Annotated in this window: 8 protein-coding genes; 5 read left to right on the forward strand and 3 right to left on the reverse strand. The window is 68.9% G+C overall.

The window, feature by feature from the left end; translation table 11 throughout:
* Positions 1–23 precede the first annotated feature (23 nt).
* From rpmA to RIV12_RS01905, 3 genes are all read right to left on the reverse strand, one after another.
* Positions 24–281 carry a 50S ribosomal protein L27 gene (gene rpmA, locus RIV12_RS01895; protein WP_003785909.1) on the reverse strand — a complete coding sequence of 86 codons (258 nt, stop codon included), beginning with the start codon at positions 279–281 and terminating at the stop codon, positions 24–26.
* A 69-nt stretch (positions 282–350) separates the two neighbouring features.
* Positions 351–671, reverse strand: coding sequence for a 50S ribosomal protein L21 (rplU, locus tag RIV12_RS01900; protein ID WP_004565174.1), 321 nt, complete (start codon positions 669–671; stop codon positions 351–353).
* 176 nt (positions 672–847) lie between these two features.
* The gene (locus tag RIV12_RS01905) at positions 848–4,093 is read right to left on the reverse strand and encodes an Rne/Rng family ribonuclease (protein ID WP_309321832.1); all 3,246 of its coding nucleotides are present in this window, start codon (positions 4,091–4,093) and stop codon (positions 848–850) included.
* A 620-nt stretch (positions 4,094–4,713) separates the two neighbouring features.
* Here RIV12_RS01905 and RIV12_RS01910 point away from each other — a divergent pair.
* The 5 genes from RIV12_RS01910 to RIV12_RS01930 all read left to right on the forward strand — a co-directional run bounded on the left by RIV12_RS01910 (position 4,714) and on the right by RIV12_RS01930 (position 13,248).
* Complete coding sequence (locus RIV12_RS01910; protein WP_309321833.1) at positions 4,714–6,276, forward strand: cytochrome ubiquinol oxidase subunit I; 1,563 nt, start codon at positions 4,714–4,716, stop codon at positions 6,274–6,276.
* Between the two features lie 21 nt (positions 6,277–6,297).
* Positions 6,298–7,431, forward strand: coding sequence for a cytochrome d ubiquinol oxidase subunit II (gene cydB / locus RIV12_RS01915; protein WP_309321834.1), 1,134 nt, complete (start codon positions 6,298–6,300; stop codon positions 7,429–7,431).
* A 65-nt stretch (positions 7,432–7,496) separates the two neighbouring features.
* Positions 7,497–9,257: a thiol reductant ABC exporter subunit CydD gene (cydD, locus tag RIV12_RS01920; RefSeq protein ID WP_309321836.1), complete on the forward strand. Its 1,761-nt coding sequence runs from the start codon at positions 7,497–7,499 to the stop codon at positions 9,255–9,257.
* A complete protein-coding gene (gene cydC / locus RIV12_RS01925; protein WP_309321838.1) occupies positions 9,254–11,149 on the forward strand; it encodes a thiol reductant ABC exporter subunit CydC in 1,896 nt (631 codons plus the stop codon). Before cydD ends, cydC begins: the two co-directional genes overlap by 4 nt.
* 5 nt (positions 11,150–11,154) lie before the next feature.
* Positions 11,155–13,248 carry a GAF domain-containing sensor histidine kinase gene (locus RIV12_RS01930; protein ID WP_075419042.1) on the forward strand — a complete coding sequence of 698 codons (2,094 nt, stop codon included), beginning with the start codon at positions 11,155–11,157 and terminating at the stop codon, positions 13,246–13,248.
* Positions 13,249–13,266: the final 18 nt, after the last annotated feature.

Raw genomic sequence — 13,266 nt, forward strand, 5'->3', positions numbered from 1 at the left:
GCGACGCGTGATGTGCTCGGGGCTCAGGCCTCGGGGAGCACGACGTTGACGACCCGGCGACCGCGGAAGGTGCCGAACTCGACGTTACCGGCAGCGGTGGCGAACAGGGTGTCGTCGTTGCCGCGGCCGACGTTGCGGCCCGGGTGGAAGTGGGTGCCGCGCTGGCGGACGATGATCTCGCCGGCCTTGACGAACTGGCCGCCGAAGCGCTTGACGCCGAGGCGCTGCGCGTTGGAGTCGCGACCGTTACGGGAGGAACCAAGACCCTTCTTGTGTGCCATGGTTGAAGGCTTCTTTCTTCTCGAGCGTGTGCGTTCAGGATGCCCGCGTACTGGCTGACGCCGGGGCGGTCACTTAATGGCGGTGACCTTGACGGCCGTCAGCTGAGCGCGGTGGCCCTGGCGCTTGCGGAAGCCGGTCTTGTTCTTGAACTTGAGGATGTTGATCTTGGGGCCCTTCTCGTCGCCGATGATCTCGGCGGTGACGGAGGACTTGGCCAGATCGGCGGCAGAGGTGGTCACCTTGTCGCCGTCCACCAGCATGACGGGGGCGAGGGTGACCTCGTCGCCGATCTCACCAGCAAGCTTGTCGACAACCACGACGTCGCCGACGGAGACCTTCTCCTGACGGCCGCCGGCCTTGACGATCGCGTAGACCACTTGAATGCTCATCTCTGTAGATTCTTCGAAAGGCTCTCACACACTGCGAGACCTTGATCGGCCTCGCCGGGAGGGCCCTGTCTGGGCAATGGCGCAAGACGCACCGGCAGATAACTCTAGGCGATCATGTCGCCAGCACCAACCTCCGGTCCGCCCCACCCCCTGTGTTCTTGGGCACGGAGACCTCGTCAGGCCGACGCCTCCGGGATGTCTGAAGAATTCTCCGGCGAGGGCGCAGTGCTCGTCGCCGTGGCCCGCCTCCTTGTTCTCCTCACGGGCTTCTCATCCGCCGGACCCTGAGGCGCCTCGCCGGACTGCCGCTCAGCAGGTTCCTCAGACTTCTTGGCGACCTTCTTCTCAGTCTTCCTACCGGCCTTCTTCCCAGGCTTCTTATCGGCCTTGTCTCCGCTCTTCTCACCGGCCTTCTTGGACGACTTCTTATCAGTTGTCTTCCTTGACCGGGTCTTGACCGGCTCGTCCTCGACCGGGGGGACCTGAGCGTCCTGGCCGCTGGCAGGTCCCTCAGTCTCCACCACGTCATTGACACTGCCGCTCACGCCCGTGGCCGAGCCCTCAGCGTCCCCCTGCCGCTCATGGGAGTCCTGCCCCTCGAGCTGGGCGTCCTTGTGCGCCTGCTCGGCAGCGGCCGCGATCTGGGCCAGGGCGCCACGCACCGCCGCCCGGGCCTCATCATCGGCCCCGGACTCGGGTGATCCGGTGACGTCGCGCTCCACGGTTCCCTTGCCGCGACCGGACTTGGCGCTCTTGGAGCCCTTGGTCTCCTGGGAGTCCTTCTTGGCCTCCTTCTTACCGCCACCGGCGGCAGCCTGCTCCTCACGGTTCTTGCGTCCACGCGAGCGCCCGCCACCGCGTGAGGCGGAGGCCGACATATCGACCTGCTGGTTCTCCACGGGCTCATCGTGAACGATGAAGCCCCGGCCCTTGCAGTGCTCACAGGTGGTGGAGAAGGCCTCGACCAGGCCCTGCCCGACCCGCTTGCGGGTCATCTGGACCAGGCCGAGCGAGGTGACCTCGGTGACCTGGTGGCGCGTACGATCGCGTCCCAGGCACTCCACGAGCCGGCGCAGGACGAGGTCCCGGTTGGACTCCAGGACCATGTCGACGAAGTCGATGACGACCATGCCGCCGATGTCACGCAGGCGCAGCTGGCGGACGATCTCCTCGGCGGCCTCGAGGTTGTTGCGGGTGACGGTCTCCTCCAGGGTGCCTCCCGCACCGGTGAAGCGCCCGGTGTTGACGTCGATGACGGTCATCGCCTCGGTGCGGTCGATGACCAGGGTGCCGCCGCTGGGAAGCCAGACCTTGCGGTCGAAGCCCTTGGCGAGCTGCTCGTCGACGCGATGGGCGGTGAAGACGTCCTCGGGGCCGATCCAGTGCTCGAGGCGCTCGGACAGATCCGGACTGACGTCGTCGATGTACTGGGAGATCGTGGACCAGGTGTTGTCGCCGGAGACGATGAGCTTGCGGAAGTCCTCGTTGAAGACGTCGCGGATGACTCTCACGGCGAGCTCCGGCTCCCCCTTGAGCAGGACTGGGGCCTTGCCACTGCCCTTCATGACGGAGGACGCCTTCTTGTCGATGGCCTCCCACTGGGCCACAAGCCGCTCGACGTCAGCGGTCAGCTGCTCCTGAGTGGCCCCCTCCGCGGCGGTGCGCACGATGACTCCGGCCGAGTCGGGCACGATCCGCTTGAGGATCTTCTTCAGGCGGCTGCGCTCGGTGTCCGGAAGCTTGCGCGAGATCCCCGTCATGGTGCCTCCGGGAACCAGGACCAGGTAACGGCCCGCCAAGGTGATCTGGCTGGTGAGGCGCGCACCCTTGTGGCCGATGGGATCCTTGGTGACCTGGACCAGGACGGTGTCACCGCTGGAGAGGGCGTCCTCAATGCGGCGGGGCCTGCCCTCCAGACCGGCGGCGTCCCAGTTGACCTCTCCGGCGTAGAGCACGGCGTTGCGCCCCTTACCCAGGTCCACGAAGGCGGCCTCCATGGAGGGCAGGACGTTCTGAACCCGACCGACGTAGACGTTACCGACCATGGAGGTCTGCGTGTGCCGGGAGACGTAGTGCTCCACGAGGAGCCCGTCCTCCAGGACGGCGATCTGATTGAGGCCATCGGACTCGCGCACGATCATCTGCCGGTCCACGGACTCGCGACGAGCCAGGAACTCGGCCTCGGTGACGATGGGACGACGACGCCCGGCCGCCCTTCCCTCGCGGCGACGCTGGCGCTTGGCCTCCAAGCGGGTGGACCCCTTGAGGGCGGTCACCTCATCACGCAGGTCGCCACTGTCCGAGCGGGTACGGGACCGACGCCGCCGACGGCGCGATCCGGACACAGTGCTCGTGGCGGTCTCAGCGGAGGCCTCGGCGGAGGGCTCGCGCGAGGGCGCCGCATCGGCTCCGTCCTCCTCCACGGCCTGCGACTCATCGTCGGAGTCGTTGCGCGCCGAGTCGTCGCCTCGCGAACGCGAGCGACGACCGCGTCCGCCACGGCGGCGCTTGCGGCGAGCCCCGCCCTCGCGGGCGTCCTCCGACGAATCGGCCCGGGTCTCGTCGGCCCCGTCGGCACCGTCGGTCTCTGAGACCTCGGCATTCTCGGCATCGGGCGAGGAGTCCTCGCGGGCCTCCTGCGGAGCTCCGGTGTCGGCGACCGCTCGCCGGCGACGGCGGCCGCGGCCACCGCTTCGGTCGGCTCGGGGTGACTCGGCCTCATCATCTTCTTGCAGCCTGTCGGCGCCAGCCCGAGCGCCGACGCCCTCCCCCTCATCCGTCCAGTCCTTGGCGCCCTGGTGACGCGAGGCGGTCGGTGCCGCCTCGGGGGCGGCGGTCGCCGCGGTGACCCGCCGGCGGCGACGGGCCCGACTGGGATCGGGGGCCTGGAACAGGAGTGAGGCGGCGGGAAGGCGGGGGGCCTCGAGGTCCCCCTCATCCGACTCCGCCCCGGTGAGCTCGTCCTCCTCCTGCCGTGTGTCGGGCTCCTCGCCGTCGGTCTCGTCGGCCTCGATCTGCTCCTCGGCATCCTCCTGTGTGGCATCGGTGCTCGGTCCGTCATCCTTCGAGCGCGGCTCGTCGGACTCGCCCACCTCGGCGGTGGCGACACGGGGCTCAGCGACAGGAGCCGCCTCGGGGGCGGCGGAGGCCGCGACGGCCTTCCGGCGACGACGCGGCGGGGCCGACTCAGCAGCCGGGGCCTGCGGGATCTGCTGCGCGCCGGACTCTTCGGGCCCGGAGACGGTGATGGCATCCGAGACACCCACCGAAGCGGGTTGCTCGGCGACAGGAGCCTGGGCGGGGGCGGCCGCGGCCGCGGTGACCCTGCGGCGGCGGCGCGGAGCCGGGGTGCTCACGGCATCGCCGTCACCGCGCTCCTGCTCGTACGATTCTGTTGATTCTGATGTGGTGCGACGTGCCATGGGGCTTGCACTCTCCGAGGCCGACGCCGTCGTCGTACCCTCGACGCGCCAGCGCGGTTGTGCTCCCCAGCGGGAGCAGCGAAAAAGTCTTGAACGCGCCCGCTAGGGCGCACGCCTTGCCTCTCGTCCACACAGACCGGGCTCGCAGCGGCGCAGCTCAGGCGGCGCAAGGTCCTCGGACAGGGTCGGTCGGAAGGCGCGGCTCCAGGTACTGGTACGAGGCACCTGACGCCGGCTCGAAGTATCCCACACAAACGCCGATAAGCGCTTGTGCGACTCATGGTGTCCCCGATCTCTTCGCACGTTGCCCTCATCACCCACCCAGCGACCGCCCGCCCCTCGGCCAGACATGCGACAGCCCCACTCATTCTGTCACGGACTTTCGTCCCCATTCAGCGACAATCACGTCTTCAACATCTGCTCGACGAAGTGCCGCGACAACACCTCTCCGGCGATGTGCCCACAAGAAGAAAACCGGTCGGGTCGCACGCCGCAACACCTTCGAATCCCATACGTTTCACGACATCGTGTCACAGATGCTCTATAATACCCTTATTGACCTGTAGGACGCTCTGCAGAACCTCTTATCGATCTCATCGTCATCTCGAAAGGTGGCACGGATGGCCATCTCTCCTATGGCGCTGGACTCTCTGGATCTGGCGCGCTGGCAGTTCGGTATCACGACCGTCTACCACTTCATTCTGGTTCCGCTGACCATCGGGCTGTCCCCGCTGGTGGCTCTCATGGAGACGCTGTGGCGCAGGACCGGCAACAAGCAGTGGCTGGTGGCCACCAAGTTCTTCGGCAAGATTCTGCTGATCAACTTCGCGCTGGGTGTGGCCACCGGCATCGTTCAGGAGTTCCAGTTCGGCATGAACTGGTCGGAGTACTCGAGGTTCGTCGGCAACATCTTCGGCGCCCCCCTCGCCTTCGAGGCCCTGCTGGCCTTCTTCATGGAGTCCGTCTTCCTGGGCCTGTGGATCTTCGGATGGGACCGTCTGTCCCCCAGACTGCACAACCTGTGCATGTGGGCCGTGGCCGCCGGCACGAACTTCTCCGCCTTCTTCATCCTCACCGCCAACTCCTGGATGCAGCACCCGGTGGGCGCCGTCGTCAACCCCAAGACGGGGCGCGCCGAGCTCGACGGCGTGAGCGGTTTCCTCAAGCTCCTGTCCAATGAGCTGGTGTGGGCCACCGTGCTGCACGTCATTTCCTCAGCCCTGCTGGTGGCCGCCGCCGTCGTCATGGGCGTCTCCGTGTGGTGGATGGTCAAGGCCGCCCGTGCGAAGCAGGACTTCGAGGCCCGTGAGCTGTGGCGGCGGGTCGCCCGCTTCGGCGCCATCACCATGGTGGCCGCGGGCCTGGTCACCGCCGGTACCGGCCACATGCAGGGTCAGCTGGTCGCCGAGTACCAGCCGGCCAAGATGGCCGCCGCCGAGGGCCTGTGCCACACCGAGGCCGGAGCCCCCTTCACCGTGGCCGCCTTCGGGGACTGCAAGAATGAGGACGGCATGGTCCGATTCATCTCGGTTCCCGGTGTCTACTCCTTCATGGCCACCAATGACTTCAACGCCGAGCTCACCGGACTCAAGGAGTCCGGCGACACCTACGCGAAGCACTACGGCACCACCGATGCACGCGGCAACTCCGTCGACTACAGCCCCAACGTCATGGTCAACTTCTGGTCCTTCCGCCTCATGATCGGACTGGGCATGGCCTCGATGGGACTGGGGGTCCTGGCCCTGTGGCTGACCCGCTCCGACAGGCTCATCTCCCGTCCGATTCTGGGCAAGGCGGCGCTGGCCACCATGTGGCTGCCGTTCATCGCCTGCTCCTTCGGCTGGATCTTCCGTGAGATGGGCCGTCAGCCCTGGGTCATCGTCCCCAACCTGTCCGATCCGGTCTCCCAGGTCTACATGCTCACGGCCGACGGCGTCTCCTCCGTGGTCTCCTCGGGCACGGTGCTGGCCTCAATGGTCATCTTCACCCTGCTGTACGCCGCGCTCGGAGTGGTCTGGTTCGTGCTGCTGCGCCGGTACATCCGTGAAGGGGTGCGCACCCCGGTGCCGGACAAGACCGGGACGTCCAAGCAGACGGACCAGGACAGCAAGGACACGGACGCCGGCGACGACGACTCCGTTGACTCCTCCGAGGCCGCCCCGGCCCTGTCCTTCGCCTACTGAACCGAGGAAGGTAGAAAACCCATGACACTGAGCATCCTCTGGTTCATCCTCATCGCCGTCCTGTGGATCGGCTACCTCACCCTGGAGGGATTCGACTTCGGCGTCGGCATGATCCTGAAGATCCTGGGCCGCGATGAGCGCGAACGGCGTGCGACGCTGGCCACCATCGGTCCCCACTGGGACGGTAACGAGGTGTGGCTGCTGACCGCCGGCGGGGCGACCTTCGCCGCCTTCCCCGAGTGGTACTCCACCCTGTTCTCCGGGGCCTACATCGTCCTGTTCATCATTCTGCTGTGCCTCATCGTGCGTGTCTGCGCCATCGAGTGGCGTCCCAAGGTCAACTGCCAGACCTGGCGCGACCGCTGGGACTGGGTCCACACGATCAGCGCCTGGCTGCCCTCCATCCTGTGGGGCGTGGCCTTCGCGAACCTGGTTCAGGGCATGCACATCGAGGTCGTCCAGATCTCCAACGGCGCCGCCGTCCCGGCCGACCAGGTACCGGCTGACTCCCTGGTGGCCGGCGCCGCCCACCAGATCACCGGAGGCCTGCTCACCATGGTGACTCCCTTCACCCTGCTGGGTGGCGCCGTCACCTGCCTGCTCTTCCTCAACCACGGCGCACTCTTCGTAGCCCTCAAGACCACTGGTGATCTGTCGCAACGAGCGCTGCAGATGTCGCGCCGGCTCGCTCCCGCGGCCACTGCGGTCACCGCCGCCTGGGCCCTGTGGGCACAGCTGGCCTACTCCAACAGCGCCCTGTCCTGGATTCCGTTGGTCATCGCCGCTGCCGGGCTCATCGGCTCCCTGCTCATGGGACGCACCGGGAGCGAAGGACGGGCCTTCGCCCTGCACTTCGTGGGAATCGCCTTCGCCGTCGTCTTCATCTTCGCCGCGATGGCCCCCAATGTCATGCGCTCGTCAGTGGACCCGGCCTACTCGCTGACGATCCAGCAGGCCGCGAGCTCCGACACGACCCTGCTCATCATGACCGTCGCCGCGGCCGTGTTCGTGCCCGGGGTCCTGGCCTACACGATCTGGAGCTACAAGGTCTTCGCCTCACGCATCAGCGTCGAGAGCATCGACCCCGACCAGGGCGGCCTGCACCCCACGCTGGTGCGCGACTCCGCCCAGCCCGAGGCGCACTTCGGGTACTGACCGACGGCTCGACGCATCGGCCGGGGGTTCCAGGCCCTTGGACCTACTCCCTTATCCTTGAGCAGGTGAAGCCCCTCGATCCCCGGCTGATGCGTTACGCCCGCTCCGCCCGCCGATACATCGCCGCCACCGCTGTCACCGGAATGGTGACCGCCGTGCTGGTAGTGGTTCAGGCCTTCCTCATCTCGAGTGCGGTCTCATCGGTCATCTCCGAGGGGACAGGGCCGTCGGCCGTCAGGACGCTCGTGGTGGCTCTGGGCGGGGTCATGGCGGCCAGGGCACTGGTGGTCCTGCTCCAGGAGATTCATGCCCACCGGTCCGCCACGGAGACGATCGTTGAGCTGCGTCGGTTGGTTCTGGAGCACGCTTCCCGGTTGGGCCCCCGGTGGCAGGCGCTTCACGGGACGCAGACCGCCACTCTTCTGACTCGCGCGCTGGACGACCTCGAGCCCTACTTCACCCGCTACCTGCCCCAGCTGGTGCTGGCCTCCACGGTGACACCGGCCACAGCGCTGGTTCTCCTCACTCAGGACTGGTCGGCCGCAGTGGCCGTGGCGTGCACCCTGCCCCTCATCCCGATCTTCATGATTCTCATCGGGAGAATGACCCAGTCCGTGTCCCAGGAGCGTCTCAAGACCATGCAGATCCTGGGTGATCAGGTGCTTGATCTCATCTCGGGGCTGCCCACCCTCAAGGCGCTCGGGCGCGAGCAGGGGCCGGCTGAGCAGGTGCGTTCCCTGAGTCGCTCCTACCGGCGCACCACCATGTCGACCTTGCGGGTCGCCTTCCTGTCGGGAGCGGTCCTGGAGTTCATCACGACGTTGTCGGTGGCGATCATCGCCGTCCAGATCGGGTTCCGGCTCGTGGCAGGACGCATGGATCTGTTCACCGGTCTGCTCGTCCTCATGGTGGCCCCTGAGGTCTATCAGCCGCTACGGCAGGTGGGTTTCCAGTTCCATGCCTCGGCCAACGGGGTGGCGGCGGCGAACGCGGTCTTCGAGGTTCTTCAGACCCCGGTGCCCGAGCACGGCGACCTGCCGGCCCCCGACCTGCGTTCATCGACGATCGAGCTCGATGCGGTGTCGGTCGCCTCCCGGGGCGCGTGGGCCCCCGCTGGCCTCAGTGCCACGATCCCTCCCGGCAGCCTGGTGGCGCTGACCGGTCCGTCGGGTGCGGGTAAGACCACGACGACTCTGGTCCTCCTCGGTCTGCTGCCCCCCGACCGGGGGCGGGTGAGGGTCGTGCCCGACGGCGGTGATCCCGGCGGCGCCGTCGACCTCGCCGAGATCGATCCGGCCACCTGGTGGGAGCAGATCGCCTGGGTGCCCCAGCGCCCCACCATCACCCCGGGCACTGTGCTGGACAACGTCCTGGATCGTGCCGAGCCGGACGCCTCCACAGCAGGGCCCGTGCCCGACGTGCTGGTCAAGGCGGCCCGGGCCACCGGCTTCGATGAGGTGGTGGAGGGCCTGCCACAGGGGTGGCAGACCAGGGTGGGCAGCGCTGGAGTCGGATTGTCCGTGGGGCAGCGTCAGCGTCTTGCCCTGACCAGGGCCCTGTGCTCAACGGCACCTCTGGTGGTCATGGACGAGCCGACGGCGCACCTCGACGCCGCCAGTGAGGCCCATGTCCTCGCCGGAGTCCGTGCGCTGCACGCCTCGGGGCGCACGGTGGTGGTCATCGCGCATCGCCCCGCGCTCATGGCCCTGGCCGAGCAGACCATTGCCGTGACGAGCGAACCGGTGGCACCGACGTCACCGGCAGGTGCCTCACCTGACCGGGCACCCATCCGTGAGGCAGCGGCGTCGCAGAAGGAGGCCTTGTGAGTGCTGCGAACCAGGTGAGCCCCACGAGCCCGACGACGTCTGCCCTCTCCCCCGCACTGTCCGCCGATGAGCGACGCTCTCTGCGTCGGGCGGTGGGTCTGCTGAACCTGGACCGATCACGCTTCGCCCTGGCCGTACTCGCCGGCACCGCGGCCATGGCCTCGGCCGTGGCCCTGTCGGGGGTGGCGGCCTGGCTCATCGCACGGGCCTCCCAGATGCCCGACGTCGTCGCGCTGGGGGTGGCGCCGGTGGCGGTGCGGCTCTTCGGCATCTCGCGCTCCGTGCTGCGCTACTGCGAGCGGCTCGTCTCCCACGACACCGCTTTGAGGGGCATGGGTGCTCTGCGTACCCGCCTCTACGTGTCTCTGGCCTCGGCCCGCACGGACACGGTTGCGGGACTTCGCCGCGGCGATGTCCTGGCCCGAGTGGGTAGCGACATCGACGCGGTCGGGGACCTCATCGTGCGCGCCTACCTGCCTGCGGCGGTCGCAGCCGTCCTGGGGGCGGTCACCTGTCTCGGCGTCGCCATGGTCTACTGGCCGGCGGGCCTCATCCTGCTGGCCTGCCTGCTGCTGTCGGGACTGGTGGCCCCGCTGGCCACTATCCGCTCCGCAAGAATCGCCGAGCAGGCCCGCCAGAGGCAGGCCACCGAGCTGTCCGCGGAGGTCCTGGCGGTCCTGGAGGGGGCGCCTGAGCTGACCGTCAGCGGGCGTCTGGCCGGCTCGATGCGCCAGGTCGCCTCCCGGGAGGAGAGCCTGAGCCGTCTGCGGGACCGGGCCGCGGTGCCGGCCGCGATCGCGGCGGCCGTGGACGCGGCAGCCATGGGGATCGCGGTCGTGGGCAACCTGGTCGTCGGGGTGAGCGCCGTGTCCGCCGGGCGGCTGGCCCCCGTCTGGTTGGCAGTCATCGTCCTGGTTCCGCTGGCGGCCTTCGAGGCTGTCTCCGCGCTCGGCCCGGCCAGCGTGCAGCTGGTGAGGTCGGCCGGTGCCGCCTGCCGCATCGTGGAGCTCATCGAGGCGGCTGAGGCCAGTACCGGCACCGGTGACACGCCGTCCTGTGCGCCTCGGGAACTGCCCGAGCCCTGCGCCCAGGGCCCGTGTCTCAGGGCGAGGGGCCTGGCGGTGGGCTGGCCGGGCGGTCCGGTTGTGGCCGAGGGCATCGACCTGGATCTGAGGGTCGGTCACCGGGTGGCGATCGTGGGGCCGTCGGGGATCGGCAAGTCGACGCTGCTGGCCACGCTGGCGGGACTGCTGGAGCCTCGGGGCGGCACGCTGACGCTCGACGGCGTCCCCCCGTGGCAGGCCGCGCGCTCCGAGGTGGCGGCCAGGGTGTGCCTGACCGCGGAGGACGCGCACGTCTTCCACACCAGCGTCCTGGAGAACCTGCGCGTGGCGCGGGGGGACATCACCCCCTCCGAGGCCGGCGCACTGCTGAGGCGGGCCGGCCTCGGGGACTGGCTCGAGGCCCTTCCTGAGGGGGTTGAGACCGTCATCGGCACGGATGCCACGACGCTGTCGGGTGGGGAGCGGCGTCGGCTCCTTCTGGCCCGGGCCCTGGCGGCTCCAGCCCCTCTGATGCTGCTGGACGAGCCCGGTGAGCATCTTGATGCCGCCACTGCGGACCGGCTCGTGACCGACCTGCTGACAGCGGGTGACCGGGGCCTCGGCACTCTCCTGGTCACTCATCGCCTCAGCGCCCTGGGGCACGCCGACGAGGTCCTCGTCATGGGACACCGGCCGCAGGCCTCCGGCGAGCAGGTGCCGGCGACTATCCTGCACCGAGGCAGCCACCGTGAGCTCCAGGACGTCTCCGAGACCTACCGGTGGTCGCTCTCCCAGGAGGATCAGGACAGGCAGCAGGACCACGTATCCGGTATGAGCTGGACGAGCTGAGCACGATGACGACACACGACCCGCAGTACGCAGCAGATGCCTTCCCCGACGGCCTTGGGTTTCCCGGTATGCCCGAGGACGCGTCGGAGGAGCTCGACGCTTCCGCACCGAGGAGTGAGGAGGCGGTGGCGCCTCCTTCGGAGGAGACCGCCGCAGCGGGGCGTCTGGCCTACGCCGTCCACGCCGACCAGCTCGTCTCCACCCGTGGCCGCCAGGCGTCGGCCCTTCAACCGAGCCTGGACGAGGCGACAGTCGCCCTCATCCAGGCGGCCCTGAGACTCACCAGCTCCCTGCGGGTCCCCGACGCGCTGCGCCGTCTGGTGGAGTCGGCCTGTTCCATCACGGGCGCCTCCTGGGGCACCATCGCCGTGCTCAACCACGCGGACATGGACGTTGATCCGACCGGGGCGCTCTCGCCCGATCACTCCCGCGCGGGCTCGGGCACGGGGCTGTGCAGCGGAGTGCCCACGGCGACCCTCGATGAGCTCGCCCAGATGGCCCGCGCCCCCGATACCACCACCGCTTCGCACGCCCGCACCGAGGCCTTGCTCAGCGGGCTCGAGGGCACCGGACTGCTGATCGACAACGACCTGGGCAGGACCTCAGCCTTCACGGGGGCCATTGAGGGTGAGGAGACCGGCAGCCTGCTATCGGCCCCGCTGCGCCTTCACGGCCAGGTCTACGGGCATCTTTACCTGTGCGACAAGCCCGGGGGCTTCACCCGGTCGGATGCCGACGCCGTGCTGACCCTGGCCCAGGCCGCAGCCGTCGCCGTGGAGAACGCCCGTTTGTACCGCGAGGCCCGCGACCGCGAGCAATGGATGGTCGTCTCCCAGGAGCTGACGACGCTGCTGCTCTCCGGCGCCGAGGAGGACGACGCGTTGACGCTCATCGCTCACCGCGTCCGCCAGGTTGCTCACGCCGACACGGCCGCCCTCATCCTGCCCAGCATCGGGAAGCGCTGGATCTGCGAGATCGCCGACGGCGAGCACGCCAAGGAGCTGATCGGCACCTTCTTCCCACCCGAGGGTCGAGCCCTGACCACCCTGGCCCATCAGACCGGTCTGGTCGTGGACTCCCTCGAGGACGCCTGGAGCGACGGCGATCTTCTGGTCCCCCAGCTGGCCCAGTTCGGCCCGGCCCTCTACGCCCCCATGATCCACCGGGGGCGGGGCGTGGGTGTCATGCTGCTGCTGCGCTCCCCGGGGGCGGCGCCGTTCACTGCCCAGGACCTGGAGATCGCCGAGCTCGTGGCGGGGCAGGCCACGATGGCCTTCGAGCTGGCCGACGCCCAGCATGCTGAGGAGATGGCCACCCTGCTCGATGAGCGGGCCAGGATCGGCCGGGATCTGCACGACCTGGCCATCCAGCAGCTCTTCGCCACCGGCATGCAGATCTCCGCGGCCCGGGAGCGGCTGGCCTCCAGCACACAGGCGGATCTGGAGACGGTGTGCTCCGTCCTGAGCACCGCTCTGGAGGCGGTGGACGACTCCGTGGGCCAGATCCGTTCCATCGTGCGCTCCCTGCGCGATCGCGACGAGGAGGTCGGTGTGGTGGAGCGGCTGCGGCGCGAGGCCTCCCTGGCCCGTAACGCCCTGGGCTACGCCCCCTCGCTGCTGCTGAGCGTCGACGGCCGGGGCCTGGCCCAGGTGGACCGCGACGAGGAGGACCGACTCATCGCCTCGGTCGACGCCGTCGTAGAACCGGATATCGCCGACGACATGGTGGCCGTCGTGCGTGAGGGACTGAGTAACGTGGCCCGTCACGCCCACGCCTCCTCGGTAACGGTCGACGTCAAGATCGAGGGGGTGCAGCCGGGCTCGGAGCGCTGCTGCGGTCCGGGGGACGATGAGGGCCACGCATCGGGAGACGCCGAGCCCTTCCGGGGCAGCCCGGTGGTGGAGATCGTCTGCCGTGACGACGGTGTCGGGGTGAATCCCTCGGTGACGCGACGCTCGGGCACGGCCAACATGGCCGAACGGGCCCGTCGCCACGGTGGCAGCTTCGCCATCGGCCCGAGGGCCCGCTCCGACGGTGAGCGACGAGGCACCTGCTTCACCTGGCGGGTGCCGTTGAACGAGGACGGTCGGGGGCGCTGAGCCCGCTGCGGCGGGTTC

The sequence above is a fragment of the Actinomyces stomatis genome, from assembly GCF_031292835.1.
Classification (GTDB): Bacteria; Actinomycetota; Actinomycetes; order Actinomycetales; family Actinomycetaceae; genus Actinomyces; species Actinomyces stomatis.